This is a genomic window from Pseudomonas sp. LS44, from assembly GCF_024730785.1.
Lineage (GTDB): Bacteria > Pseudomonadota > Gammaproteobacteria > Pseudomonadales > Pseudomonadaceae > Aquipseudomonas.
Genome location: NZ_CP102830.1, coordinates 3,609,131 through 3,634,559 on the forward strand (window position 1 = coordinate 3,609,131; position 25,429 = coordinate 3,634,559).

The 25,429-nt window shown below is 62.5% G+C and carries 21 protein-coding genes and 1 pseudogene; 9 read left to right on the forward strand and 13 right to left on the reverse strand.

Features of this window, described 5'->3' with window-relative positions:
* Positions 1-3: 3 nt before the first annotated feature.
* The 4 genes from NVV93_RS16175 to NVV93_RS16190 are packed head-to-tail and all read left to right on the forward strand — an operon-like array spanning position 4 to position 4,460.
* A complete protein-coding gene (locus NVV93_RS16175) occupies positions 4-1,434 on the forward strand; it encodes a CpaF family protein (RefSeq protein ID WP_258251663.1) in 1,431 nt (476 codons plus the stop codon).
* On the forward strand, positions 1,431-2,417 hold the full coding sequence (locus NVV93_RS16180) for a type II secretion system F family protein (protein ID WP_258251664.1): 987 nt from the start codon (positions 1,431-1,433) through the stop codon (positions 2,415-2,417). The genes NVV93_RS16175 and NVV93_RS16180 overlap by 4 nt, the downstream gene beginning before the upstream one ends.
* Positions 2,418-2,443: 26 nt before the next feature.
* Positions 2,444-3,412, forward strand: coding sequence for a type II secretion system F family protein (locus tag NVV93_RS16185; protein WP_258251665.1), 969 nt, complete (start codon positions 2,444-2,446; stop codon positions 3,410-3,412).
* Position 3,413: 1 nt separating this feature from the next.
* Positions 3,414-4,460, forward strand: coding sequence for a lipopolysaccharide assembly protein LapB (locus NVV93_RS16190; RefSeq protein WP_258251666.1), 1,047 nt, complete (start codon positions 3,414-3,416; stop codon positions 4,458-4,460).
* Positions 4,461-4,758: 298 nt separating this feature from the next.
* Here NVV93_RS16190 and rlmE read toward each other — a convergent pair whose 3' ends face one another.
* On the reverse strand, positions 4,759-5,379 hold the full coding sequence (rlmE, locus tag NVV93_RS16195; RefSeq protein ID WP_258254396.1) for a 23S rRNA (uridine(2552)-2'-O)-methyltransferase RlmE: 621 nt from the start codon (positions 5,377-5,379) through the stop codon (positions 4,759-4,761).
* 256 nt (positions 5,380-5,635) lie between these two features.
* Between rlmE and NVV93_RS16200 the strand changes: the two genes are divergently transcribed.
* The 3 genes and pseudogenes from NVV93_RS16200 to NVV93_RS16210 form a co-directional block, all read left to right on the forward strand.
* On the forward strand, positions 5,636-7,255 hold the full coding sequence (locus NVV93_RS16200) for an NAD(P)/FAD-dependent oxidoreductase (protein ID WP_258251667.1): 1,620 nt from the start codon (positions 5,636-5,638) through the stop codon (positions 7,253-7,255).
* Positions 7,256-7,266: 11 nt separating this feature from the next.
* On the forward strand, positions 7,267-7,998 hold the full coding sequence (locus tag NVV93_RS16205; RefSeq protein WP_258251668.1) for an RNA methyltransferase: 732 nt from the start codon (positions 7,267-7,269) through the stop codon (positions 7,996-7,998).
* A gap of 35 nt (positions 7,999-8,033) precedes the next feature.
* A pseudogene (locus tag NVV93_RS16210) lies at positions 8,034-8,432 on the forward strand (OprD family outer membrane porin); the annotation flags it as partial.
* Between the two features lie 201 nt (positions 8,433-8,633).
* Here NVV93_RS16210 and NVV93_RS16215 read toward each other — a convergent pair.
* The 11 genes from NVV93_RS16215 to NVV93_RS16265 form a co-directional block, all read right to left on the reverse strand.
* On the reverse strand, positions 8,634-10,202 hold the full coding sequence (locus tag NVV93_RS16215) for a long-chain-fatty-acid--CoA ligase (RefSeq protein ID WP_258251670.1): 1,569 nt from the start codon (positions 10,200-10,202) through the stop codon (positions 8,634-8,636).
* 230 nt (positions 10,203-10,432) lie between these two features.
* Positions 10,433-12,181 (reverse strand): response regulator, encoded by a 1,749-nt coding sequence (locus NVV93_RS16220; protein WP_258251671.1) that lies wholly within the window; start codon positions 12,179-12,181, stop codon positions 10,433-10,435.
* Between the two features lie 378 nt (positions 12,182-12,559).
* Positions 12,560-13,393, reverse strand: coding sequence for an SDR family NAD(P)-dependent oxidoreductase (locus NVV93_RS16225; RefSeq protein ID WP_258251672.1), 834 nt, complete (start codon positions 13,391-13,393; stop codon positions 12,560-12,562).
* A 37-nt stretch (positions 13,394-13,430) separates the two neighbouring features.
* A complete protein-coding gene (locus tag NVV93_RS16230) occupies positions 13,431-13,850 on the reverse strand; it encodes a MaoC family dehydratase (protein WP_258251673.1) in 420 nt (139 codons plus the stop codon).
* Between the two features lie 10 nt (positions 13,851-13,860).
* Positions 13,861-14,298, reverse strand: coding sequence for a MaoC family dehydratase N-terminal domain-containing protein (locus tag NVV93_RS16235; protein ID WP_258251674.1), 438 nt, complete (start codon positions 14,296-14,298; stop codon positions 13,861-13,863).
* Positions 14,299-14,354: 56 nt separating this feature from the next.
* Positions 14,355-15,542, reverse strand: a complete 1,188-nt coding sequence (locus tag NVV93_RS16240; RefSeq protein WP_258251675.1) for a lipid-transfer protein — start codon at positions 15,540-15,542, stop codon at positions 14,355-14,357.
* Between the two features lie 269 nt (positions 15,543-15,811).
* Complete coding sequence (locus tag NVV93_RS16245) at positions 15,812-15,937, reverse strand: hypothetical protein (RefSeq protein WP_258251676.1); 126 nt, start codon at positions 15,935-15,937, stop codon at positions 15,812-15,814.
* Positions 15,938-15,993: 56 nt separating this feature from the next.
* Positions 15,994-17,184, reverse strand: coding sequence for a lipid-transfer protein (locus NVV93_RS16250; protein ID WP_258251677.1), 1,191 nt, complete (start codon positions 17,182-17,184; stop codon positions 15,994-15,996).
* Positions 17,185-17,402: 218 nt separating this feature from the next.
* The gene (locus tag NVV93_RS16255; protein ID WP_258251678.1) at positions 17,403-17,966 is read right to left on the reverse strand and encodes a DUF2889 domain-containing protein; all 564 of its coding nucleotides are present in this window, start codon (positions 17,964-17,966) and stop codon (positions 17,403-17,405) included.
* Positions 17,967-18,210: 244 nt separating this feature from the next.
* Positions 18,211-19,326, reverse strand: coding sequence for a CaiB/BaiF CoA-transferase family protein (locus NVV93_RS16260; protein ID WP_258251679.1), 1,116 nt, complete (start codon positions 19,324-19,326; stop codon positions 18,211-18,213).
* Between the two features lie 185 nt (positions 19,327-19,511).
* Positions 19,512-20,519, reverse strand: coding sequence for an AraC family transcriptional regulator (locus NVV93_RS16265; RefSeq protein WP_258251680.1), 1,008 nt, complete (start codon positions 20,517-20,519; stop codon positions 19,512-19,514).
* Between the two features lie 930 nt (positions 20,520-21,449).
* Here NVV93_RS16265 and NVV93_RS16270 point away from each other — a divergent pair.
* Entirely contained in the window at positions 21,450-23,363 is a 1,914-nt protein-coding gene (locus tag NVV93_RS16270; RefSeq protein WP_258251681.1) for a DUF1302 domain-containing protein, read from the forward strand.
* A 28-nt stretch (positions 23,364-23,391) separates the two neighbouring features.
* Complete coding sequence (locus NVV93_RS16275) at positions 23,392-24,759, forward strand: DUF1329 domain-containing protein (protein ID WP_258251682.1); 1,368 nt, start codon at positions 23,392-23,394, stop codon at positions 24,757-24,759.
* Positions 24,760-25,141: 382 nt separating this feature from the next.
* Here the strand turns inward: NVV93_RS16275 and NVV93_RS16280 are convergent, their stop codons facing one another.
* A complete protein-coding gene (locus NVV93_RS16280; protein ID WP_258251683.1) occupies positions 25,142-25,420 on the reverse strand; it encodes a hypothetical protein in 279 nt (92 codons plus the stop codon).
* Between the last annotated feature and the right edge of the window lie 9 nt (positions 25,421-25,429).

A 25,429-nucleotide genomic window follows, 5' to 3' on the forward strand; every position in this document is an offset into this window, starting at 1 on the left:
ACCATGCTCAGCGAACTTCGCAATCGTCTGCGTCAACAGCCCGGTAAAAGCGCCCCGGCGGCATTGGCGGAAGAGCCGGCCGCCGTCGCCGCGCCCATGGCCTGGGAGGTCAATGCGGCGGACGTCGTCTACGAAACCCGCACCCAGCTCAGCCCGGTGGAAACCGAGTGGCGCGAGAAGATCTATCAGCAGTTGCTCAAGGTCATGGACCTGTCATTGCTGGACTCCCTGGAGCCGGCCGAGGCGGGGCGGCAGATTCGCGAGATATGCCAGCGTCTGCTGGACGAGCATTCGGCACCGGTCAGCGCCAGCAATCGCCAGCTGATCATCAAGCAGATCACCGACGAGGTGCTTGGGCTGGGGCCGCTGGAGCCCTTGCTGGCCGATCACAGCGTGTCGGACATCCTGGTCAACGGACACGCCTCGGTGTACGTCGAGCGCCACGGCAAGCTGCAACGCACCGACGTGCGCTTTCGTGACGACCAGCATCTGCTGAACATCATCGACCGCATCGTTTCTAGCCTGGGGCGGCGCATCGACGAATCCTCGCCGCTGGTGGACGCACGCCTGAAGGACGGCTCGCGGGTCAACGCGATCATTCCGCCGCTGGCCATCGACGGGCCGAGCATGTCGATTCGCCGTTTCGCCGTGGACCTGCTGAGCACCGAGAGCCTGGTGCAGATGGGCACCCTGACGCCGGCCATCGCCCTGCTGCTCAAGGCCATCGTGCGCGGGCGCATGAATGTGCTGGTGTCCGGCGGCACCGGCACCGGCAAGACCACCATGCTCAATGTGCTGTCCAGTTTCATTCCGCACAACGAGCGGATCGTCACCATCGAGGACTCCGCCGAGCTGCAACTGCAGCAGCCGCACGTGGTGCGCCTGGAGACCCGGCCTTCGAACATCGAGGGGCGCGGCGAGGTGAGCCAGCGCGAGCTGGTGCGCAACAGCCTGCGTATGCGCCCGGACCGCATCGTCATCGGCGAGGTGCGCGGCGCCGAGGCGCTGGACATGCTGACGGCGATGAACACCGGCCACGACGGCTCGCTGACCACCATCCATGCCAACACCCCGCGCGATGCCTTGGGAAGGATCGAGAACATGGTGTCGATGACCGGGGCGACCTTCCCGATCAAGGCCATGCGCCAGCAGATCGCCTCGGCCATCGACGTGGTGGTCCAGCTGGAACGCCAGGAGGACGGCCGCCGGCGTCTGGTCAGCGTGCAGGAAATCAACGGCATGGAGGGCGACATCATCACCATGACCGAGATCTTCACCTTCGAGCGGCGTGGCATCGGCGAGCAGGGCGAAGTACTCGGCGACTTCCGTCCGACCGGGATGATTCCGGGCTTTCGCGACGTGCTGGCCAAGCGCGGCATCGAGCTGCCGCTGAACCTGTTCCGCCCCGAATGGATGGAGGCCCTGCAGTCATGAACCAGCTCCCCTCCGAGTACATCCTGGCGTTTCTCGGCATGGTCTTCGTCGCGGTGTTCCTGCTCAGCCAGGGTGTGGTGGTGCCGGTGTTTGGCGAGGCGGGCAAGACGCGCAAGCGTATCCGCGCGCGCCTGAGTGTGCTGGAGCATGCCGCCCAGTTGCCGAACATGCAGACGGTGCTGCGGCAGAAATACCTCACGCGGCTGTCGCCACTGGAAGCGGGCCTGGAGCAGTGGCCCTTGATGGAGGCCTTGGCCACGATGATCGAGCAGGCCGGCCACGACTACCGGGCCTATCGCGTGCTGATGCTCAGTCTGGCGCTGGCGCTTTGGGCCGGTGTCGGGCTGTGGCTGCTGGTGCCGCTCTGGTGGGTGGCCCTAGTGGCTGCCGCGCTGGTGTTCTGGCTGCCGATCCTGAAAATCGCCAGCGATCGCAACAAGCGTTTCGCCGCCTTCGAGGAAGGCCTGCCGGACGCCCTGGACGCCATGTGCCGCGCCTTGCGCGCCGGCCACCCGTTCAACGAGACCCTGCGCCTGGTGGCCGACGAGCACAAAGGGCCGGTGGCCCATGAGTTCGGCCTGACCTTCGCCGACATCAACTATGGCAACGATGTGCGCCGGGCCATGCTTGGCCTGCTGGAGCGCATGCCGAGCATGACGGTGATGATGCTGGTGACCTCGATCCTCATCCACCGCGATACCGGCGGCAATCTGACCGAGGTGCTGGAGCGCCTGAGCAGCCTGATTCGCGGACGCTTCCGCTTCCAGCGCAAGGTCAAGACGCTGTCCGCGGAAGGGCGGATGTCGGCCTGGGTGCTGATCTCGGTGCCCTTCGTGCTGGCCGCGGCAATCATGCTGACGACTCCGGAGTACATGCCGGTGCTGATCAAGGAGCCACTTGGGCAGAAGCTGGTCATGGCGGCTTTCGGCGCCATGCTGGTGGGCATCGTGTGGATCCGCAAAGTCATCCGTATTCAGGTGTAGGTGTTCGTCGAGGGAAGGAGTTGGACATGGACTACCTGTTAGCTCTGATCAATGGCGCAGTGGGCAACGAACAACTGGCGCGCCTGCTGTTTCTCGGCGCCATCGGCCTGAGTGCGGCGCTCGCCGTGGTCACCGTGGCATTGTTGGTGATGGGCTTGCAGGACCCGGTGCAGCGCCGGCTGGCGTTGATCAAGCGCGGTCATGGCGACTTGTCCGGGGATCAGCGGGCTCCCGGTAATCTGCAACTGCTGCTGGAGCAGGTGGGCCAGCGCTTCGCCAAGGAAGACCGCAGCCAGGTTTCCGCCACCCGCACCCTGTTGATGCACGCCGGCTACCGTTCTGCTTCGGCCGTGCAGCTGTACTGGGCCATCCGTCTGGTACTGCCGCTAACGCTGCTGGGCTTGGCGCTGTTGGTGCTGCCCTTGCTGCCGAAGTTCTCGCTGACCTTGGCCCTGCTGCTAGCGGCCGGGGCGGCCGGCGTCGGCTGGCTAGCGCCGGCGGTCTATGTGGGGAAGCGCAAGGCCGCGCGGATCAACCGGCTGCGCGCAGCCTTTCCCGATGCTCTGGACCTGATGGTGGTGTGCGTGGAGTCGGGCCTGGCCTTACCCCAGGCCATCGAGCGGGTGGCCGACGAGATGGCGGTGAGCCAGGTGGAACTGGCCGAGGAACTGGCGTTGGTGAATGCGGAAATCCGCGCCGGCATCCCCAGCGCCCAAGCGCTGAAGGGGTTGGCCCTGCGCACCGGGCTGGATGACGTGCAGGGCCTGGTCAGTCTGCTGGCGCAGAGCATCCGTTTCGGCACCAGCATCGCCGATACCTTGCGCATCTACGCCGAGGAGTTTCGCGACCGGCGCACCCAGGCCGCTGAGGAGCAGGCCGCGAAAGTTGGTACCAAGCTGGTGTTTCCGCTGATCTTCTGCCTGTGGCCAAGCTTTTTTCTGGTGGCCATCGGGCCGGCGCTCATTGGTGTCTTCAAAGCATTCGGGAAGCTATGACATGAACAGAAAAATGCTGCTGTTGGCCACGCTGGCCGTGCTGTCGGGATGTCAGACCACCGGTTCGGAGCAGGCCAGCGGCTTTCGCTCGGTCTACACCGGCGACAACTCGGTGCTTTATCAGGTGCAGAAACAGATCGACTCGCCGACCGAAGCCATGCAGCTGGCGGCTAGGGCCTACCAGAGCGGCAATCTCGATCTGGCGCTGTTCCAGTACCTGCGCGCTCTCGAACTGGACCCAAAACGCTACGAGGCTCTGGTCTGGGTCGGGCGCATCCACCGTGAGCGAGGCAATGCCCAGCTCGCCGAGATGGCGTTCAACGATGTGCTGACGAGCGATCCGGACAATCTCGATGCTCTGACGGAGATGGGCCTGCTGTATCTCGCCGCGCGCGATCACGGGCGTGCACAGGAACTGCTGTTCAAGGCGGTCGCTGTGGACCAGAAGCGCCTTGGTAATGGCAAGGGCGACAGCCTGCCTGGCGTGGCTGAGCTCAAGGTGGACAGCCAGTCGCCGCTCAAGGTCTACAACGGGCTGGGAGTGCTCGCGGATCTGCGCAACGACTTCACCCAGGCCGAGGCCTACTACCGCGTGGCCATGCAAATCGAGCCGCGCTCGGCGCTGGTGCAGAACAGTCAGGGCTATTCCTATTACCTGGCCGGCTCATGGCCGGAGGCTGAGCGTATGTATCAGCGGGGGATCGGCTACGACCCTTCCTACCATCCGCTGTGGCGCAACTATGGATTGTTGCTGGCGCGTATGGGGCGCTATGAAGAGGCCGTTTCTGCGTTCGAGCAGATCGAGAAGCGGGCCGAGGCCAGCAATGATGTCGGTTATGTCTGTCTGGTGGAAGGCAAGCTGGATGAGGCCGAACAGTTCTTTCGCAGCGCGATCGAACAGTCGCCAGGGCATTACACCAAAGCCTGGGAAAATCTGAGCAGGGTTCAGCAGATCCGGCAGATCCGGCAGTTGGGGGGCAGCCAGCCGGTGGTTGAGTCCGTTGCGTCAGTGCCGGGCGTTGAGGTGACTGCAGTAGCGGTACCTTGACAGGCAGGGTAGCTCCCGGTGTTCAAGGAGTAGTCGCACCTGTTCGGCATCAGATGCATACACAACATCGCCATCAGCGGCAGCGGATACGCCGGATTGGGATGAAGCGAAGGGTGTTGCTGCGGCATCGCCAGCCAGGCCAATTTCGCTCACGAGCCGCAGGGATTGGCCGGCGAAATTGTGCATGCGCCTTCACGTCCGACCGGTACCGCTTCCAACCTTCTTCACTGAAATCGCCCCGATCAAGCCTGCGTCACCATCGAAGTGAGCTCGATCGCCCTTCAGCGCCGCAGGCGCCTTATCCTTTAAACCCTTTCCCCACCAGATACACCTCGTTCGAGCGCGGTCGCGATGCGGCTGGTTTGCGTATCACCACCTTCTCGAATGAGGTGCGAACGTCCTTCAGGAATTCGTCAGAGCCTTCACCCTGAAAGACCTTGACCACATAGTTGCCATTGGGCTTGAGCACTTTGCGGACCATATCGAGGGTGAGTTCGACCAGATACATCGACGAAGCTTGATCGGCGGCAGCGACGCCGCTGAGATTGGGAGCGATGTCGGAAACGATCAGGTCCGGCTGCCGGCCGTCGAGCTTTTCGAGAAGCTGCTGGAACACGGCGTCATCGGTGAAGTCGCCCTGAATAAAGTCGACGTTATCCAGCGAATCCATCGGCAGGATGTCGGTGGCTATAACCCGTCCCTTGTCGCCCACCAAGCGCCCAGCCACCTGCGACCAGCCGCCAGGGGCCGAGCCCAGATCCATGAGCAGCATACCGGGGCGGATCAGCCGGTCCTTCTCGTTCAGCTCGATCAGCTTGTAGCTGGAACGGGAGCGCAGGCCATCCTTCTGCGCCCGTTTGACGTAGGGGTCGTTGACGTGTTCATTCAGCCAGCGGGCGCTGCTTTTGGATCGTTTCATGAGAGAGCCACGGAAAATCAAGGTGAGGAGCGGCGCGGAGAGGACGCTATTGGCCGCAAAGTAGCGGCGATTATAGGCCGATAACACTGCGCAGGTTAAATCTGCGGGGCGGCGGCGCACGGCACCGACCACCACGGCGCCTTATGGCGAACCGTCAGGCCAGGCCTGACAGTGGTGGGCGGCGGCGGCTACAATTCGCACCTTACCCCACCCTTTGTTGCTTCCTTTGCCGGAGTCACCGGCCAGGATTACCGCCATGATTCGCATCAACGAACTGTCCCTGCCCCTCGATCACTCCGCCGATGAGTTGCGCCAGGCCATCGTCAAACGCCTGAGTATCAGCGACGCCGATCTGCTGAACTTCACCGTGTTCAAGCGCAGCTACGATGCCCGCAAGAAGAACAGCGTCATTCTGTTCATCTACATCATCGATCTGGAGGCCCGCGACGAGGCTGCAATCCTGGCGCGCTTTGCCGATGATCACAATGTGCGTCCAGCCCCGGACACTAACTACTATCCGGTCGGACAGGCGCCGGCCAATCTGAGCGAGCGACCGCTGGTCGTGGGCTTTGGCCCCTGTGGCTTGTTCGCGGCGCTGCTGCTCGCACAGATGGGGTTCAAACCCATTGTGCTGGAGCGCGGCAAGGATGTGCGCAGCCGCACCAAGGATACCTGGGCGCTATGGCGCAAGAAGGTCCTGAGCCCGGAATCCAACGTACAGTTCGGCGAGGGTGGTGCCGGTCTGTTCTCGGACGGCAAGCTCTACAGCCAGATCAAAGACCCCAAGTTCTACGCCCGCAAGGTCGTGCACGAGTTTGTCCGCGCCGGCGCGCCGGAAGAGATCATGTACGTGAGCAAGCCGCATATCGGCACCTTCCGCCTCACCGGCGTGGTCGCCGCGATGCGCGAGGAGATCATCGCCCTCGGCGGCGAGGTGCGCTTTGAAAGCAAAGTTACCGATCTGCTGATCGACGATGGCCAGCTCGAGGGTGTGGTGCTGGCCAGCGGCGAAACCATCCGCAGTCGCCATGTGGTGCTAGCGTTGGGCCACAGCTCCCGCGATACCTTCCGCATGCTGCACCGGCAGGGCGTGTTCATGGAGGCCAAACCCTTTGCCGTGGGTTTCCGCATCGAGCACCCGCAAGGCCTGATCGACCAGGCCCGCCTGGGCAAATACGCCGGCCATCCGGAGCTCGGCGCCGCCGACTACAAACTGGTGCATCACGCCAAGAATGGCCGAGCCGTCTACAGCTTCTGCATGTGCCCCGGCGGCACTGTGGTGGCGGCCACTTCCGAACCGGGGCGAGTCGTGACCAACGGCATGAGCCAGTACTCGCGCAACGAACGCAATGCCAATGCCGGCATCGTCGTGGGCATCAACCCGGAGCAGGATTTCCCCGGCAGCCCGCTGGCCGGCGTGGAGTTGCAGGAGCGCCTGGAATCCCGCGCCTATGAATTGGGCGGCAGTGATTACTGTGCGCCCGCGCAATTGGTGGGCGACTTTATTCGCGGCGTGCCGTCGAGAGAGTTTGGCGAGGTGGAACCCTCCTACAAACCCGGCGTGCGTCTGGGCGATCTTGCGCCCTCGCTGCCGGATTATGCGATCGAGGCCATCCGCGAGGCGCTGCCGGCATTTGGCAAGCAGCTGCGCGGTTTTGATCGCGATGACGCGGTGCTCACCGGTATCGAAACCCGCACCTCCTCCCCGGTCCGTATCACCCGCGACCACGAGACATTGCAAAGCCTCAACCTGCGCGGCCTGTATCCGGCCGGTGAAGGCGCCGGCTATGCGGGCGGCATTCTGTCGGCAGGCGTGGACGGCATTAAAGTCGCCGAAGCGTTGGCCAAGTCGCTTTTGTCTGAGCAGAGCAACTGAGCGCCGCATTGATGAAACTCGACGACATTAAAAAGCTTCACCAGAAAAAGTACCGGGCCGAGTTCGGTCATTTTCTGGTGGAGGGCGAACATCTGTTGCTGGAACTGCAGAAAGCCGCCTTACAGAATCCGCTGCTACAGAGCAGCCAGCTGTATGTAACCGGCGCCTACGAGCACTGGCAAAGCCCGTTCAAGACCCATGTGATCAACGACCGCCAGATGGCGCAGATCGCCGACACCCAAACACCGCAGGGCATTATTGCGTTGGTGCCAATGCCGGCGACAGCCGCGCCGGTTGCTGCACCCACTCATAACGAGCGCGCCATCTACCTGCATGAAATTCAGGACCCGGGCAATCTTGGCACCATCCTGCGCACCTTGGCGTGGTTCGGTAATTTTCGCTGCTTGCTCAGCCCCGGCAGCGTCGATCCGTACAACCCCAAAGTCGTGCGCTCCAGCATGGGCGCCATTTTTCATGCGCCTATGGAACTGGATGTGGAATTGGAGTCCTTGCGCACGCGCTTTGAGCGCATTGCCTGTCTGGATATGAATGGCGACCGCTTGCAATCTGCCAGTTTCAAAACCTTCGATTGTTATCTGTTCGGCAACGAAGCTCGCGGCGTGCCCCGTGAGCAACTGATCGCACTCAACGCCCAGCCTTTTACGATTCCCGGTTGTGGCGCCATCGAATCGCTGAACCTGGCCGCGACGGTCAATATGTGCGCGTACGAATTAAACAGATAGCGGATCAGGGCGCCGTTCTCTCGTTTGGAAAGCCGGGGGCGATTCACCTCCGCGTCGGCTATCAGGACAACAGTGGCGACAACCCCTTCCCCTACCTGAAGGACGCCGACGCCAACGTCGCCAACGTGGTGCAGATCCTCGACTTCACCCGCGCCGAGGAAACCTCCTGGCAGATGCGCTACGACATCGACTTCGCCACCTTCGGCGTACCGGGCCTGAGCTTCTTCGCCCGCTACCTGCGCGGCGACGGCTACGAGATCGCCGGCGAGAATGGCAAGGAGTGGGAGCGCAACCTGGACCCGAGCTACGTGGTACAGGCTGGTCCGCTGAAGAACCTCGGCATCCGCTGGCGCAACGCCATGGTCCGCTCCGATGGCGCCGGCGAGCTGGATGAGAACCACCTGATCCTGTCGTACACCATCCCGCTGAAATGAGTCACCGACCCGGCCTCCACAAAGGGCCAGCAACCCGCAGCCGTTGAGCGCCCTGACAGAAGGTTTCCCTTATCGCCCAAACGTGGACGATGCTGGTTCGGAATAACCTCACCGCCTTGGCGACCGCCGCATAGCTCTTGCTGTATTTCTGTTCCACGAGAGGCCCATCAATGCTGCCTGGACTGACTCCAGGCAACCCGGTCAGGCGATGCCCTTATTGTGGTTGTCCCAGAACGGCTTACGCAGTTCTGTCTTGAGCACCTTGCCGACCCCAGACAGCGGCAGCGCATCGCGGAACTCGACGCTGCGCGGCACCTTGTAGCCGGCGATGCGCTCGCGGCAGTGGGCGGCGATTTCCGCTTCGCTGACACTGGCGCCCGGTTTCAGCACGACCACCGCGTGCACCGTCTCGCCCCATCGGTCCGAGGGGATGCCGATTACTGCGCCCTGCGCGACCGCCGGGTGGCTGGCGATGGCGGTTTCCACCTCGGCCGAATAGACGTTCTCGCCGCCGCTGACGATCATGTCCTTGAGCCGGTCGCAGACGAACACGAAACCGTCGGTGTCCATGTAGCCGCCGTCGCCGGTGTGCATCCAGCCATTGCGCAGCGCCTGCGCGGTGGCTTCCGGCTTTTTCCAGTAGCCGAGCATCACGTTCGGCCCGCGCACCACGATCTCGCCGACGGTGCCGCGTGGCACTTCGTGGTCCTCGGCATCGACGATGGCCACCTCGACGCAGCACGCCGGCATCCCGGCCGAATACATCTTGCCGCTGGCCTGGTGTTCGGGCGTATGGAATTTCGCCTCCAGGGTCGTGGCGATCGGCGCCAGCTCGGTCATCCCGTAGCCTTGCGCAAAGCCCGCCGAGGGGAATGCGGCGCGCGCCCGATCGAGCAGCGCCGGAGTGATCGGCGAGGCGCCATAGGTCACCGAGCGCAACGAGCCGAGGTCGAGGTCACGTGCGTCGGCATGGCTATCGCGCCAGTCGAGCATCATCTGGATCATGGTCGGTGCCAGCAGGATCTCGTTGATCTGCTCCTTGGCGATGACTTCCAGCGCGCCCTGCGGGGTAAAGGCTGGCAGCACCACATGAGTGCCGCCGGTGATGAACAACGAAGCCATCGCGGCGAAATCGGCCAGGTGGAACATCGGCATCGCGTGCAGGAACACCGCGTCGGCGCCAAAGCGCCCGGCCGCCAGCGAGGCGGTTGCCGAGAAGAACAGGTTGTTGTGGCTGAGCATCACGCCCTTGGGGAAACCGGTGGTGCCGCCGGTGTAGAAAATCCCCAGCAAGTCGTCACCCCGCCGCCGCGCGTCCTGGACCGGCGCTGTTTCGGCAATCAGCGTCTCGTAATTCAACAGACCTTCCGGCGTTTCGCCTTCGCCGGCGTAGATCACCTGGCGCACGGTCTGCGCCTGTTCGAGGATCTTCGCGCCTAGCGCCTTGAAGGTCTCGTCGACGATCAGGACGGTGGTTTCCGAGTCATCCAGGGAATAGATGATCTCCGCCAGGCTCCAGCGGAAATTCACCGGATTGACCACCGCATCCGCCCAAGGCACCGCCAGGTTGTATTCAATGCAGCGTGCCGAGTTGAGCGAGAGCATCGCCACCCGATCACCGCGGGCCACGCCCAGTTGCTGCAGGGCGCCTGCCAACCGGGCGACCCGGTCGCCGAGTTCGGCGTAGGTCATGCAACGACCGAGGAAGCGGATGGCGGTGGCGTTAGGGCGTTGCTGGAGATGGCGGTGCAAACCTTGAGTGATGTACATACGGACTCCAGCTGTCAGTGCAGGACCATTGGGCTTTCGTCAGCGTAGTCGGCAGCGCTGGCGGGAGGCCGCGCGGGTGGGCGTTTTGGCAACCGGATTTAACCCAGCACCTTGCTCATTCCTCGCCCGGAATTAGTCCCTGCAACGGGCGCCAGCGCCGCAGCTCAGAGAAATCCGAGTGGCGCTACACCGGCCAGCGCAAGTCTTTCATGGTTAGCTGCGCCGGTTTATCAGCCGTCTTGCGTGGCGATAGGCAGGCGCAGCTGCAACCGGGCCAGCAAGCCAGGAGCAGGCAGATGATCCAGCAGAATCTCGCCGCCCATTAGCTTGCTCAGGCGTATGCAGCGCGACACGTGTGCCTCGGCGATTGGGTGGGCCTGCTGGTTGGTACGCCGATATAGTTGCGTGGCCGGGCCAAGTGGCTGGTGGGTTTCCAGATCGAGTTGCCAGTCCAGCTCGCCATGGACCAACCGTTTGGCGGTGGCACGCACCAGCAGCTGCCGGGCGCCCCGGCCGGCGCAGTAACTGAACAGGTCCGCAAGCACCTGCCGGTAGCGCCGCGGATCGACCCAGGCCTCCGCCGCGCCAGGGGCAACGACTAACTCGATCGGCAGCGCAGCAAACTCATCGCGCTGCGCCAGTTCACGCACGGCATCCTCGGTGAGTTGCTGCAGGTCCGTGGGCCCGGGGCTGAGCCGCAGCTTGTGATTCTCCAGGAGCAGCACGTCATACAGCACGCTCAGGGTTTCCTGCATCGAAGTGGCGGCGCCGCGTACATCGGCGATTCGGGACCGCGATATCTGCTGCGGCGCGACTTCCGCCAGTACCGTCTGGATCGCCGAGAGTGTCTTGCCAAACTCCATGGCAATGTCTTCGAGGTAGAGCGACCGCGTATTGGCGATAGATTCGAGTCGTTGGTGTTTTTCCCGCAGCGCCGAGAGCTTCTGGTCCTGTTCGGTCATATCGACGACCGAGCAGACCATGCCCAGCAGCTGACCTTGCTGATCGCGATAAGGCACGCCCCAATTGCGCACCGCAAGGCTGCGATCCCGGTAGTTCAACGCCAGCTCGTGACTGTAGGGCTGCTCAGACGCCACGGCCTGCAGATAGGCCTGATGCAGCCAGAGCGCATCCTCCGGACCGATTGCCGTGGCATCAATCAGACGCGTGCCCTTGGCCTCCGCCCGGCTGACGCCGTGGAATTCGAGAAAGTGCTGATTGCACAGCAGTAAACAGCCCTCACGGTCGCGCAGGCACACGGGAATGGGGATGGCATCGAACAAGGTGTGGAACACGCCGTCGCGCGTCTGCTCGTCCCCCAGTCCGGGGTCGCCCGCCGCCTGCGGTATGTTTTGCAGCAGGCCATTGCGCCAGGCAATTTCCAGCAGGCCGGCGAGCGAGCCGGTATTCAATTTGTGCAGCAGGCGCGTCTTGTAGGTACTGACGGTGCGATCACTGAGATGCAGCAGGTCGGCAATCTGCTTGTTGCTGTGGCCGTTGGCGAAGTAGCGCAACACGGTCAGCTCACGGGGCGACAGGCTGCGAAACTGTTCGTCTTCATTCTTCGCCTCTAGCTGCGGCGCCACGGTGCTCAGCGCACGGACCGGAAAGTGACTGAGCCCGTTTAGCACGCTATGGATCGCGTTACGCAGCTCACTCAGCGGCTCGTGCTTGCCGACGAAACCGGAGCCGCCTGCCTGCAGACACAGTCCGGCGAAGTGATTGGTGCTGTGCGCGGCGAGCATCAGGCGACGGCTTGGGCTGCCTCCCTGGCGCAACCGACTCATGACCTCCAGCCCACCGAGACGCGGCAGCGACAGCTCAAGAATCAGCAGATCGGGCTGGAGGCGCAACGTCTGCTGCAAGGCGTCTTGGCCGTTATCAGCTTCGGCGACCACTTCATACCCATCGGCTTCGAGCAGGGTGCGTAGGGCGCTGCGCACCAGCGGTTGTTCGTCAGCAATTACGACACGAGTCATCGAGTGGCATCCTTGGAATACCGTCCACAGCATAGGAGGATCGACAAAGATGTCATGGCTGAGCGCCCCGCTCTGCCACGCACGCATAAAAAAACCGCTTGAAAGCGGTTTTTTTATGGGGGGGGCGCAACAGTTCGCCTAGCGAAGCCTTTGCAGGCTTAGACGATACCGCGCTTGTGGTTTACCCGGAACAGTTGGCGCAATTCAGTCTTGAGTAGCTTGCCGACGCTCGACCTGCCCATCCACGGCGAACGGTCACTTTGCAGCATCGGGGAACCCTCAAATGCTGAAGGCCCGTGGCGCACTAGCGCCACGGGCCTTCACGATCCCACTTATCCGCGCCGCTCAAACAGCCGGGCGCACGGGAGATGTTGGTACTTAGAAGTTGCCGCCAGGGCCGCCACCGCAGTACAGGGTCTGACCGGAGAGGAAGTCGGATTCCGGCAAGCAGAACAGCACCACGGCACCAGCAGCTTCTTCAGCCTTGCCCGGACGGCCCAGCGGAATGGTGGTGGAGGCGCTGTCCAGACGTGCCTGCTGCACGCCGACTTTGATCTCGCGACCTTCGATGTTCACGGTCTTGCTCTCGTCGCCAGCCAGGGCCTGGGTCAGACGGGTATCGATCAGGCCGAAAGCCACGGCGTTGACGTTGACTTTCAGGCGGCCCCACTCCTTGGACAGAGTCTTGGTCAGACCGAGGATGCCGGCCTTGCCCGAGGAGTAGTTGCTCTGACCAACGTTGCCACCGGCAGCGCCGGAGGAGATGTTGACCACTTTGCGGAACACTTCTTTGCCTTCAGCAGCTTCTTTCTTGGCCAGGGCGCTGATGATCGGCTGAGCAGCACGCAGGATGCGGAACGGCGCGGTCAGGTGGCAATCGATGATTGCGTACCACTGCTCGTCGCTCATCTTCTGGATCACGTTGTCCCAGGTGAAGCCGGCGTTGTTGATGATGATGTCGATGCCGCCGTAGCTCTTCACCGCGGTCTGTACGAAACGCTCGGCGAAATCCGGAGTGGTGACGCTGCCGACGCAAGCAACGGCTTCGCCGCCAGCGGCTTTGATTTCAGCCACGACTTCATCAGCCGGAGCCTGGTCCAGATCGTTGACCACGACTTTGGCGCCGTAGGCAGCCAGTTGCAGGGCGACTTCACGACCAATGCCACGGCCAGAGCCGGTTACCAGAGCAACTTTACCTTCGAGCTTTTTCATTTAACTGTTCCTACGCTTTTTGGGGGGTGGGGGTAAATCAGGCCAGAGCGACAACCGCTTCGCCGGCAAGCTTTTCTTCGCCGTACTGGTTGCCGCAACGGATTGCCAGGCGCACACGCTTCTCGCCGTTCTCTTCAAACTTCTCGGTGACCTTGCCGGTGCAGGTCGGGATGTGACCGAGCTGAGTGATACCGGTGAAACGGATCGCCAGACTGCGCACCTGGCTCTGCGGCACCCAGCTGGTCAGCAGACGGCCGAGGTAGGCGGCGGACAACATGCCGTGAGCGAACACGTCGGGCATCCGCGCCTTGCGGGCGAAGTCGATATCGATGTGGATCGGGTTGTGGTCGCCCGAAGCGCCGGCATACAAAGCCAGAGTGGTGCGATTGACCGGCTTCAACTTGAGCAGCGGAATCTCGTCGCCAACCTGGATATCGGAGTATTGAACGGTAGTCATCGACGGCTCCTTAACGCTGTACGAGAGACGAGCGGACATCAGCGATGTGCTCGCCGTGCTGGTTGGTCACGCGGGTTTCGTTGACCACGAACTGCAGGGCGCCGCCTTTCTTGTCGTACACGTCGGCGACCTTGGTGTCGAACGTCAAGGTGTCACCGGCATAAGCCATCTTGTGATAAACGAAAGACTGCTCGGCGTGCAGGATACGAGCGAGGTCGAAGCCGTAGATCTTCAACTGCTCGACCTGATCGCGGCCTTCACCACCGAGGCACATGAAGAAGGTCGGCGGCACCGGCAGGGATTTGTGGCCAGCGGCCTTGGCGGCGGCTTCGTCGGTGTAAATCGGATCGGTCTCGCCGATGGCCTTGGCGAAGAAGCGCAGGCGGCCCTTCTCCACGTCGGCGGTGGTTACGCCGAGCGAACGACCGATCAGACTTTTGTCTGCCATTTGTCTTGACTCCTATGTTGGGTCACGCGCCTGCGAGGAGGCGCGTGAGATGACGTTTAGTTCTTGCCAAACATGGTGACGACGCAGGCGCCGCCCAGGCCGAGGTTGTGGGCCATGGCGATATTCAGGCCTTCGACCTGACGGGCACCGGCGGTACCGCGCAACTGATGGGTCAGCTCGTAGCACTGGGCCAGACCGGTGGCACCCAGCGGGTGGCCCTTGGACAGCAGACCGCCGGACGGGTTGGTGACGACCTGGCCGCCGTAGGTGTTGTCGCCGTCGAGGATGAACTTCTCGGCGCCGCCGATCGGGCACAGGCCGATGGCTTCATAGGTCAGCAGCTCGTTGTGGGCGAAGCAGTCGTGCAGCTCCACGGCACGCACGTCTTCCGGACCGAAGCCGGATTGCTCGTAGACTTTCTGCGCGGCGTTCTGGGCCATCTGGAAGCCGACGTAGCTGATCATCGAAGGCGGATCGAAGGAGACGGCCGGGTCGGTGGTCAGCGACTGAGCAAGGATCACCACGTCAGTGCGCAGGCCATGCTGCTTGGCGAACTTCTCGCTGCAGACGATTGCCGCGGCGGCGCCACAGGTCGGCGGGCAGGCCATCAGGCGGGTCATCACGCCCGGCCACATCACCACGTCATTCATCACGTCTTCGGTGGTGACGACTTTCTTGAACAGCGCCAAAGGGTTGTTGGCGGCGTGACGGCTGGCCTTGGCGCGGATCGCCGCGAAGGTTTCCATCTTGGTGCCGTACTTCTGCATGTGCTCACGGCCAGCGCCACCGAAGGTGCGCAGCGGGCCAGGAACGTCGGCGGCGTCGGCGGTGAGCTGCTGGACGACGGGCAGGAAACGCTCACGGGTCACCGGGCGGTCGTCCCAGTTGGACTTCAGCGAACCCGGGCGCATCTGCTCGAAGCCCAGGGCCAGCACGCAGTCGGCCTGGCCGCTGGCCACGGCGGCGCGTGCCAGGTACAGGGCGGTGGAGCCGGTGGAGCAGTTGTTGTTGACGTTGACGATCGGGATGCCGGTCTGGCCGACTTCATAGATCGCGGTCTGGCCGCAGGTGGAGTCGCCGTAGACGTAGCCGGCGAAAGCCATCTGCACCTTGTCGTAACCGATGCCCGCGTCTTTCAGCGCCTGGCGCAGGGCTTCGGCACCCATGTCGGTGTAGCTCGGGCTGGCGCCCGGCTTGGTGAAGGGAATCATGCCGACGCCGGCAACGATGACTTTCTCACTCATGGGTGATGCTCCTCTGAAAGACTGGCCGGAATGCTCCAGCTCTGGATCGCCAAGGGCTATGACGCATGGCCCGGACAACTGAAATCGCTCAGTGTCTATCCTAGGCCGGGTCAGGCCGCGCCACGACCGCCGAAGGGAGGAACTTGAACGAGGAGCGGATGACACTCGAACGAACTAGACGATGGCGTAAGGCAGCCCAGTGCACCCTCTGCATGCTGAGATTCACGCACCACAGCGCAGGGCAATCGATCAGGCCCAGGATCGGTCAATCACGGCAGATTGTGGGGTTTGGGGAGGATCAGGGTCAGATATGGATTGGCATTGCACCAATCGACCAGCATCTGGATCAAACCAGAGCGATGCATACCGGTGATGCGCGCCTCGGCAATGGCCAAGCGCGCACCCCGTGCAGAAGCCTGCGCGTGCGCTCGGCGAGCGCACGCACAGACAATCAGTTGCGACCGTAGAGCGTCACGACGCAAGCGCCGCCCAAGCCAAGGTTGTGCGCCAGGGCGTGGTTCAGGCCTTCGACCTGACGAGCCTCGGCAGCGCCGCGCAGCTGGTTAGTCAGCTCGAAGCACTGCGCCAGACCGGTAGCGCCCAGCGGGTGGCCTTTGGACAGCAGGCCACCGGACGGGTTGGTCACTACCTGACCGCCGTAGGTGTTGTTGCCGTCGAGGACGAACTTCTCGGCACCACCGATCGGGCAGAAGCCCAGGGCTTCGTAGGTCAGCAGCTCGTTGTGCGCGAAGCAGTCGTGCATCTCGGCGACGCGGATGTCCTGCGGGCCAACGCCGGCCTTCTCGTAGACTTCCTTGGCGGCGCGCTGAGCCATGTCGAAACCAACCACTTCGATCATCGACTTCTTCTCGAAGCAGGCCGGACTGTCGGTGGTCATCGACTGAGCCACGATCGCCACGTCGGTGCGCAGGCCGTGCTTCTTGGCGAAGGCTTCGGAGCAGACGATCGCTGCCGCGCCACCGCAAGTCGGCGGGCAGGCCATCAGGCGAGTCATCACGCCCGGCCAGATCACCGGATCATTCATCACGTCTTCAGTGGTGACGACTTTGCGGAACAGGGCCAGGGGGTTGTTGGCGGCGTGACGGCTGGCCTTGGCGCGGATCGCTGCGAAGGTGCTCAGCTGGGTGCCGTACTTCTGCATGTGCTCGCGACCAGCACCACCGAACATCAGCAGGGCGCTTGGCACGCCGGTGACATCGGCGGTCAGTTCGTTGACTAGCGATTGAGTCATGTGCGTGGTGGCACGCGGACGGTCGTCCCAGTGGGCTTTCAGGGCGCCCGGCTGCATCTGCTCGAAGCCGAACGCCAGGGCGCACTCGACCGCGCCGCTTTCCACCGCCTGGCGAGCCAGGAACAGGGCGCTGGAACCGGTGGCGCAGTTGTTGTTGACGTTGAGCACCGGAATACCAGTCATGCCTACTTCATACAGGGCAGCCTGACCGCAGGTGGAGTCACCAAAGACGTAACCGGCATAAGCCTGTTGCACCAGCTTGTAGTCGATACCGGCATCTTTCAGAGCCAGGCGGATGGCCTGCGAGCCCATTTCGATATAGGTACCGCTGGTGCCCGGCTTGACGAACGGAATCATGCCGACGCCAGCAACGATGACTTTATTGCTCATGGATGAAGCTCCTCAGGAAGACACACCGAATGCGTTCCACCGCCCACCGATCATGCAGGCACAGCTGGAATCGCGCATAGAGCCATCATAGGCCGGGGCATGGAAGCCCACGACAGTCGAAGGGAGGAACTTCGGGCGCAGTTCGAAAGGACTATAGGCAGGCGTAGAGGACAAATCCGTAGGCTTCGCCGAGCTAGGCGGGTAGCGTCGAGCTCATCTCACTCACTCTGCGCCAGAAGGCCTTGCGGCCACAGCAAGCGCACCGCCTCACCGTCTTCGCGATAGGCGTGACAGGTACCTACCACCCAAGGCCGTACGGTTACGCTCTGCTCACCCGAGGCGCGGCGCTTGCTGGCTTGCGCACGGATGAGGGAAAACATCGTCTGCATGGCCGTCGAGGCCATCCGCTCGACCAACTCGGTGATATGCGTGCAGCCTTGCGTTCCGCCCACACGGGCTTTGACCTGCTGCTTGAAGCCCGGACCGATCTTCAAGCCTTGCAGGCTGGCATAGGCAGAACTGATCTCGCCGCAGAACGGGCTGGCACCGGTAGCAGTGTCCGCGGCGATCTGCTGGATCACCATGTCAGCATCGAGGGTCATTACCAGGCGCATGTCGTGGATGGCGCCCCCCGCTGCAACGGTGTGGAACGGCAGGTCGGTCGGCGCGCCGGTCGAATCCACCAACTGCCCCTCGATATCGAACAGCCCATCGCTGCGCAAATAGCCCCGACAAACGATTTCGCGGGTATGCAGAAGCTCACGGGAAGGATGAGTTGTCATGATGTTTTCCTGCAGCAGCACTCACGGAACGCATTCGACCGCTAGACACGATCGAGGATGCACCTTGCGGCCGGCGGATCGCAGAGTCGATCGCTGCCCACCACAGAAAAGAAGGAGCCGCCGCTCGCCTGAGGCGGTGCGGCGGCAGGACGACCTAAGAAGCCAATACGCTCACGACAGGGGAGCCAACCAGTACCCGTCGACCGGGCTTTGCGCCCCTGCGCAAACGCTAAAGCCAGGCCAATCAGCCCTTCCAGACACCCGTCAGATCGCCGGCTTGCAGCGCCGCCATGACCTGTTCGGTGTCCTGGCCGCGGGTCGGAATGGCGCCCGGGGTGGTCCGCTTGCCGTCAAATCGCGGCGCCGGCGAAGCCTGCAGCATGCCGTCACGCTCGAAGTACACGCCGCGCTCGACCATGTGCGGATGCTGGGCAGCCTCACGCGGGCTGAGGACCGGGGCGAAGCACACATCGGTGCCTTCCATCAGTTCGCACCATTCGGCACGGGTGCGGGTGACAAAAATCTCGACGAAGGCCGCGCGCATCTCGCCCCAACGCTTCATGTCCCACTGCTTGGCGAAGCGCGGATCATCCTGCAGGCCGAGCTTCTGCAGCAGCAGCGCGTAGAACTGCGGCTCCATCGAACCCAGCGATACGTAATGGCCGTCAGCACACAAGTAGGTGCCATAGAAGTGCGAGCCGTCGTGGACGCTCCTGCCGCGCTGCTCGTTGAGCAGGCCCTTCTTGGCCATGAGCAGCATCAGCCCCATCGCGTGCGCCGAGCCGTCGACGATGGCCGCATCGACCACGGTACCCTTGCCGGTGCTGCGCGCATTGAGGATGCCGGCGAGCAGGCCGATTGCCAGGTACAACGCGCCGCCACCGATATCACCGAGCAGGGTGATCGGCGCCGACGGTGCTTCGCCGGCCGTACCGCTGTGGTACATGGCGCCGGACAGCGAGGCGTAGTTGTTGTCGTGACCGGCGGCATTGGCCATCGGGCCGCTCTGGCCCCAGCCGGTCATACGCCCGAAGACCAGTTTCGGGTTGCGCGCCAGCAGCACATCCGGACCCAGGCCGAGGCGCTCCATCACGCCCGGACGCATGCCTTCGACTAACGCATCGGCACCCTCGATCAGCTTCAGCACGGTCTCGCGGCCTTCAGGGGTTTTCAGGTCGGCAACCACCGAGCGCTTACCGCGGTTCATCGGATTCTGCGAAGCGTTCGCCTCACCGGTGATCGAGGTGGAGGCACCACGTTCGACGGCGATGACGTCCGCGCCCAGATCCGCCAGGTGCATGGCGCAGAACGGACCAGGGCCGATCCCACAAATTTCCACAATCTTAATACCGTTGAGCATGGTGCCTTCCTCGTTCGTGACTGGGCGCCGCGATGGCGCGATAAAGCAGGAATCTACGGTAACAAAGCCTCGCCGCCAGCTCGCTCCCCATGATGGGGGGCGAGCTGGCTGGAGAATATCTACGCCAAGCTCAATGCCCAGGGTCGCTGGCCATTGCCCGAACCCAGAGCTGGATTGCCTGACGCTCAGGCGAGGCTGGCGTACCCACTACGGAATGCGCCGGGGCTGATGCCATACCAGCGCGCAAACGCCCGGGCAAAACTCGACAGGTCGCGGTAACCCAGCAACTCGGCAACACGCGCCTGCACCAGCGGCGCGCCGGTCACCAGATCGAGCGCGGACAGCTGTCGATATTGTTCGAGCAATTCGCGAAAGCTCCAGCCTTCGGCCCTGAGCTGCCGGGCAACGGTGCGCCGCAGCATGCCGTAGCGACCACAGAACCCCTCGATGCTGGGGCCTTGGGCCAACTCGGCCGCGATGTAGTCGCAGACCAGCAGCAACAACGTATCGGGCTTGGCTGGCGAGCACTCCTCGACATATGCCGCGCACAGCTGACCGCCTGGCCCAGCCACAGGCACGAAGCATGCGGGATCGATATGTAGCGCAGAAACATGCGCCTGACCCTGCACTACCAGACCCAACCGTGCATAACGCGCCACTCGCTGCGGCGTGGCCTGGAGCAGCGTTACCCCGCGTATGCCTGGCGCGATAAGCGCACGCTGGAACACGTCACTCAGGCTGGCCAGCAGGTAGTCGATGGCCTGGGGCGCCGCCAGCACGCCACGGTCATGCACACGCAGCTGCACATCCCGAGCGGTTCTCGCGATCTCGATCTCGAAGGGCCCAAAGCAGGAAGGCAGATAGGTATTTAGCCGGCGAACACCGTGCTCCAGCGATGGTGCATCAAGCAGCAGGCTGCCCAACGCTTGAATCACGTCGTTAGACTGCTCGACGGCAAGCTCTAGGGCGATATCGGGGTCGCCACTAGCCTCCACCGCCAGCGCCCAGAAGCGCCGGGAGAACAACAGCGGCAGGCGCAGAGTAGGCTCATAAAGATGTCCGATGCGGCAGCGGAATGCCGCTTCGATCCGCTCCACGCCGACACCACGTCGCAACAGGCCTTCGAGTGCCGGAAGCAGGGCCAGCGCAGGGACCCGGTTGGCGCTCTGAGCGACGCCTGCCGAATTACCCACATCAACACCACGCCAATCAACTCCAGCGACTGCCCGGTGAGTACCGGGCCATGCCTGTCGAGCGTTTGCCTGCATAGGTCCACCCTCCGTACAAAGCCGACACCGCGCCATCAGCCCGGAGGTGCGAGCGGACGCCTATGAGCATCGATAGTAGAAAGCGCCTGGGTGGCGGACGACGGCCAAAGGAAGGAAACAGGGACGCTTTTCCCCTATCGTTCCAAAGGATTACGCCAGGGAGTAGCGATAGAAGGTAGCTCACTTACCTCCACCAACCGCCTGAGCTTGCGCACCACCATCCGGCAAGCGAGCTCCCCGGACGGAACGCCACCAGCGCTGAGGACAACCCATAAAGGCAATGCCGCGCAGGGTTTATCAACAAGCATCCGAGCAACTCCGACCAACGACGTAGCCCCGCCCAGAGCTTCCTGCCACTAAATTCTGGGCCCCGGCGATCATGCCCAGTCACCTGCAGCGCACAGCATTGCTCGACCGCTTGAACTGCCCGAAAAATGCATCTCTCTGAACTCACGGAAATCGCACCTGCGCAAGATCAACGCCAAGCTCGGCGCCCAGGGCCGCACCACAGCAGCTGCCATCGCCCATGCACAAGGCCTGCTCGACTGACACCACCCAAACAGGCAGCACCCTACTACCGCTTGCTACGGTTCCACCCCTCCATCCTCAAATATCGTCATTTATTGAGCGCCAGCCGCAGGCTTGTTACCGCCCAGAGAAACACTGCACCGTGATATCAGCTCGAAACGTTACTTTCGGGAGCGCAACCAGCAGCAATTAGCCATCAACCCCAACGCATATTTTGATCACCCAAACCGGTGACATTAAAAATCGCCGCTTCTGGCAATTATGGCGACGCGGCCCGCTCCCTAGCATGCGAGCTCTTCATATTTGTTCGAGCAACCGGAGCACCGCATGAAAAGAACAACAATGCGCGGAATCTTTCAGCCGCATTTACTAGCCGCCGCTGTTGCCTTGGGTGTCAGCGCACAGGCTCAGGCTATTAATTTCAATATTGGGGAAATCGAGGGGCAGTTCGACTCATCGCTGTCGGTGGGCGCCAGCTGGTCGACACGCTCAGCGGATCCGGATTTCGTGTCCAACTTTAACCCGGTCTTTGGCAACGGTACGGTCGGTGCTGCACCGAACGGCAAGGGCAAGGCGTCGTCCCGTACCGCCGATGACGGACGGGCCAACTTCAAGAAAGGCGAGACCTTCTCGAAGATCTTCAAGGGCCTACACGATCTGGAGCTGAAGTACGGCGATAGCGGCGTGTTCGTGCGCGGCAAGTACTGGTACGACTTCGAGCTGAAAGACGAGCACCGCCTGTTCTACGACATCGACGACAGCGGTCGTGACCGCATGGCCAAGTCTTCCGGCACCCAGTTGCTCGATGCCTTCGTCTACCACAACTACAACATCGGCGAGCTGCCGGGCAACGTGCGTCTTGGCAAGCAGGTGGTGAGCTGGGGCGAGAGCACCTTCATCCAGAACGGCATCAACGCGATCAACCCGCTCGACGTCGCCGCACTGCGTCGGCCTGGTGCCGAAGTCAAGGAAGGCTTGATTCCGGTCAACATGTTCTACATGTCGCAGAACCTCAGCGAGAACATTTCGGCCGAGGCTTTCTACCAGATCGAATGGGAAAAAACCGTTACCGATAACTGCGGCACCTTCTTCGCCGGGGTCGACCCGCTGCAGAACGGTTGCAATGACCGTCTGGTGTTTGCCGGTCCGGACCTGGCGCCAGGGGAGTCGACCAACAACGTATTGAAGGCGTTGACGGGGGCGGATAGCGTCTATATGCCGCGTATTGCGGATAAGGACGCGCGCGATGGCGGCCAGTTCGGCGTGGCCATGCGCTGGTTCGTGCCCGAGCTGAACGACACCGAGTTCGGCGCCTACGCGCTGAATTACCACAGCCGTAACCCGAACCTCAGCTTCAATCAGACCACCACGCGCTTCGCCTCCGGTACGGCTGTTCAAACGGCCGTTAACCAGCTAACGCGGGTAACCACTGCCCAGTACTTCTGGGAATACCCGGAGGACGTCCGTCTCTACGGCCTGAGCTTCGCCACCAACCTGGAGGGTGTGGCCCTGGGTGGCGAGATGAGCTACCGGCCGAACATGCCGCTGCAGATGAATACCGCCGATCTGAACTTCGCGGCGATCACCCAACCGGGCGTCGTAGGCGGCCGACCGGCCCTGATCGCCCCGGCCTTCGTCGCTGGCGAGGCGACTCCCGGCCCGGGCAACTACGTGGCCGGCTACAAGCGCATGCCGGTCTTCCAGACCCAGATGAGCGCGACCAAGTTCATCGACCAGATCTGGGGCGCCAGCCGCCTGACCCTGGTTGGCGAGGTGGGTTACAGCCATATCAATGGCCTGGGCGACACCGATGGCACGGATGTTCGTTTCGGGCGTAGCCCGATCTTCGGTGCCGGCCAGATGATCGACTCCGGCCCTGGCGGCTCCAATGCCTGCGTCGGCACCAACGTCGGACGGCCGAACGCCAGCAACCCGCAGCAGGAGTGCAACGACAAGGGCTACTACACCAGCAGCTCATGGGGCTACCGTGGTCGCGCCATCCTCAACTACAACAACGTGATCGCCGGCATCAACCTGTCGCCGAGCCTGGCCTGGTCGCATGATGTCGATGGCAGCGGCCCGACCTTCGAGGAAGGCAGCAAGGCCGTCAGCCTGGGCCTGGATGCCGAGTACGCCAACACCTATACCGCCAGCCTGAGCTACACAGACTTCTTCGGTGGGGACTTCGCAACCAATACTGATCGTGACTTTGTCGCACTCAGCTTTGGCGTGAACTTCTAACGGTCAACCGACAAAGGATAATAAAAATATGAAAAAAATCAGTGTGTTGACCTGTGGCGCCCTGGCGCTGACTCTGTTGAGTAGCAGCGTGATGGCCGCCGTCTCGGCGGACGAAGCCGCCAAGCTGGGCACCAGCCTGACGCCGCTGGGCGCGCAAAAGGAAGGCAATGCCGACGGTAGTATCCCGGCCTACACCGGCGGTCTGAAAAAGGACGCCGCGCCGATCACCAATGGCTTCCTCGGCAACCCGTTCGAGGGTGAGCAGCCACTGTTCACCATCACCGCCGCCAACGCTGAGCAGTACAAAGACAAGTTGACCCCAGGCCAGCTGGCAATGTTCAAGCGCTATGCCAGCACCTACAAGATCCCGGTGTACAAGACCCAGCGCACCGCTTCCTCGCCGCAGGAAATCTACGACGCGGCGAAGAAGAGTGCGCTGAATACCCAGTCGATCGACGGCGGCAACGGCCTGAGTAATTTTTCTGACTCTCGCTACTACGCCTTCCCGATTCCGAAGAACGGTGTAGAAGTGGTGTGGAACCACATGACCCGCTATCGCGGCAAGAACCAGACCCGCCTGACGGCGCAGGCTGCGCCGCAGGTCAATGGCTCCTTCACCGTGGTCGAGGCAACGGACGATGTCGCCTACCCGCAGTTCATGCAGGACGTCGACAAGGAAAGCAGCAGCAACGTGCTGTTCTACTACAAGCAGCGCGTCACCGCGCCGGCACGCCTGGCCGGCAACGTCCTGCTGGTTCACGAGACCATCGATCAGGTCGCACAACCGCGCATGGCCTGGGCCTACAACGCCGGCCAACGCCGTGTCCGCCGTGCGCCACAAGTTGCCTACGACGGGCCGGGCACTGCAGCCGATGGCATGCGCACAGCCGACAACGCCGACATGTACAACGGCTCGCCAGACCGTTACGACTGGAAACTGGTCGGCAAGCAGGAGCTGTACATCCCGTACAACAATTACAAGCTGGGCTCGTCAAAGGTTAAATACGCCGACATCGTCCGCCCTGGGCATATCAACCAGGACCTGACGCGTTATGAGCTGCACCGCGTCTGGCATGTGGTCGGCACGCTCAAGTCCGGCGAACGTCACATCTATGCCAAGCGCGACATGTACTTCGACGAGGACAGCTGGCAGCTTGCCGAAGTCGACCACTACGACGGCCGCGGCCAGCTGTGGCGCGTCATGGAAGGCTACGGCACCACGGAATACGCGCAGGGCATCGCTCAATATGCCTCGCTTGGTATCTATGACCTGATCGCCGGTCGCTACATCGTGTTCGGCATGAACAACGAGGCCAAGCGCGGCATCCAGTACGGTATGACCCCCAACGCGTCGGACTTCACTCCAGCTGCCCTGCGCAACGCAGGCATCCGCTAAGCATCCCAGCTAGCAAGCCGCCCGGCTTCCGGGCGGCTACCTATAGGTGTCCCGGACTGCTATAGACACACACCCCTGACGACTGGATATTTCCCTGCGCGATCATTGGAAGGCTTGCCCTTCCCGCCGGCTAGTGGAAATACAGTTCGCAGGTACTGCAATGTTGAGTATTGTCCTTTCTCCGCCCTCCTATTACGCACTTCCTGTAGGGCTTCCGCCCTTATCTGCCACGCACCTTTGCCGACCACGGCTGGTGCAGCCGGCGTTACGCCAAGCATTCCGCCTGCGCTTGCTCTGCGCACCCACCGGATTCGGCAAAAGCGCCCTACTCAACGAGATCACCCGCGAACTCGCCGCTTCCCACCAGTGTTTGTGGTTCAGCCTAAATCGGCAGCCAACATCCGCTCAGCAGTTTCGTGCGCACCTGGCGGCTGCACTGGATATTGACGACGACGACGACGCGCTGCTGCGAAAACTCAACAGCTTGAGCGAACCATTGCTCCTCGTCCTCGACGATTTCCCCGCGGATCTCGATGGCTCCCTGGAACCCTGGATAGAGCGCATGCTCCTGCAGCCGGGAAGACTGATCCAGCTCCTCGTGGGCAGCCGGCATCGCCCGAACTGGAACCTTCCCAGGTTGTACCTGGAAGGTGAGCTCCATGAGCTAGGC

What these genes read in the sequence shown, in the direction of transcription:
- NVV93_RS16180 (WP_258251664.1), top strand. Translation starts at nt 1,431, where the DNA reads ATGAACCAGCTCCCCTCCGAGTACATCCTGGCGTTTCTCGGCATGGTC.
- NVV93_RS16250 (WP_258251677.1), bottom strand. Translation starts at nt 17,184, where the DNA reads ATGAGCAATAAAGTCATCGTTGCTGGCGTCGGCATGATTCCGTTCGTC.
- NVV93_RS16255 (WP_258251678.1), bottom strand. Translation starts at nt 17,966, where the DNA reads ATGACAACTCATCCTTCCCGTGAGCTTCTGCATACCCGCGAAATCGTT.
- NVV93_RS16260 (WP_258251679.1), bottom strand. Translation starts at nt 19,326, where the DNA reads ATGCTCAACGGTATTAAGATTGTGGAAATTTGTGGGATCGGCCCTGGT.
- rlmE (WP_258254396.1), bottom strand. Translation starts at nt 5,379, where the DNA reads ATGAAACGATCCAAAAGCAGCGCCCGCTGGCTGAATGAACACGTCAAC.
- NVV93_RS16240 (WP_258251675.1), bottom strand. Translation starts at nt 15,542, where the DNA reads ATGAGTGAGAAAGTCATCGTTGCCGGCGTCGGCATGATTCCCTTCACC.
- NVV93_RS16225 (WP_258251672.1), bottom strand. Translation starts at nt 13,393, where the DNA reads ATGAAAAAGCTCGAAGGTAAAGTTGCTCTGGTAACCGGCTCTGGCCGT.
- NVV93_RS16175 (WP_258251663.1), top strand. Translation starts at nt 4, where the DNA reads ATGCTCAGCGAACTTCGCAATCGTCTGCGTCAACAGCCCGGTAAAAGC.
- NVV93_RS16205 (WP_258251668.1), top strand. Translation starts at nt 7,267, where the DNA reads ATGAAACTCGACGACATTAAAAAGCTTCACCAGAAAAAGTACCGGGCC.
- NVV93_RS16215 (WP_258251670.1), bottom strand. Translation starts at nt 10,202, where the DNA reads ATGTACATCACTCAAGGTTTGCACCGCCATCTCCAGCAACGCCCTAAC.
- NVV93_RS16235 (WP_258251674.1), bottom strand. Translation starts at nt 14,298, where the DNA reads ATGGCAGACAAAAGTCTGATCGGTCGTTCGCTCGGCGTAACCACCGCC.
- NVV93_RS16185 (WP_258251665.1), top strand. Translation starts at nt 2,444, where the DNA reads ATGGACTACCTGTTAGCTCTGATCAATGGCGCAGTGGGCAACGAACAA.
- NVV93_RS16270 (WP_258251681.1), top strand. Translation starts at nt 21,450, where the DNA reads ATGAAAAGAACAACAATGCGCGGAATCTTTCAGCCGCATTTACTAGCC.
- NVV93_RS16275 (WP_258251682.1), top strand. Translation starts at nt 23,392, where the DNA reads ATGAAAAAAATCAGTGTGTTGACCTGTGGCGCCCTGGCGCTGACTCTG.
- NVV93_RS16230 (WP_258251673.1), bottom strand. Translation starts at nt 13,850, where the DNA reads ATGACTACCGTTCAATACTCCGATATCCAGGTTGGCGACGAGATTCCG.
- NVV93_RS16190 (WP_258251666.1), top strand. Translation starts at nt 3,414, where the DNA reads ATGAACAGAAAAATGCTGCTGTTGGCCACGCTGGCCGTGCTGTCGGGA.
- NVV93_RS16280 (WP_258251683.1), bottom strand. Translation starts at nt 25,420, where the DNA reads ATGGAGCTCACCTTCCAGGTACAACCTGGGAAGGTTCCAGTTCGGGCG.
- NVV93_RS16200 (WP_258251667.1), top strand. Translation starts at nt 5,636, where the DNA reads ATGATTCGCATCAACGAACTGTCCCTGCCCCTCGATCACTCCGCCGAT.
- NVV93_RS16220 (WP_258251671.1), bottom strand. Translation starts at nt 12,181, where the DNA reads ATGACTCGTGTCGTAATTGCTGACGAACAACCGCTGGTGCGCAGCGCC.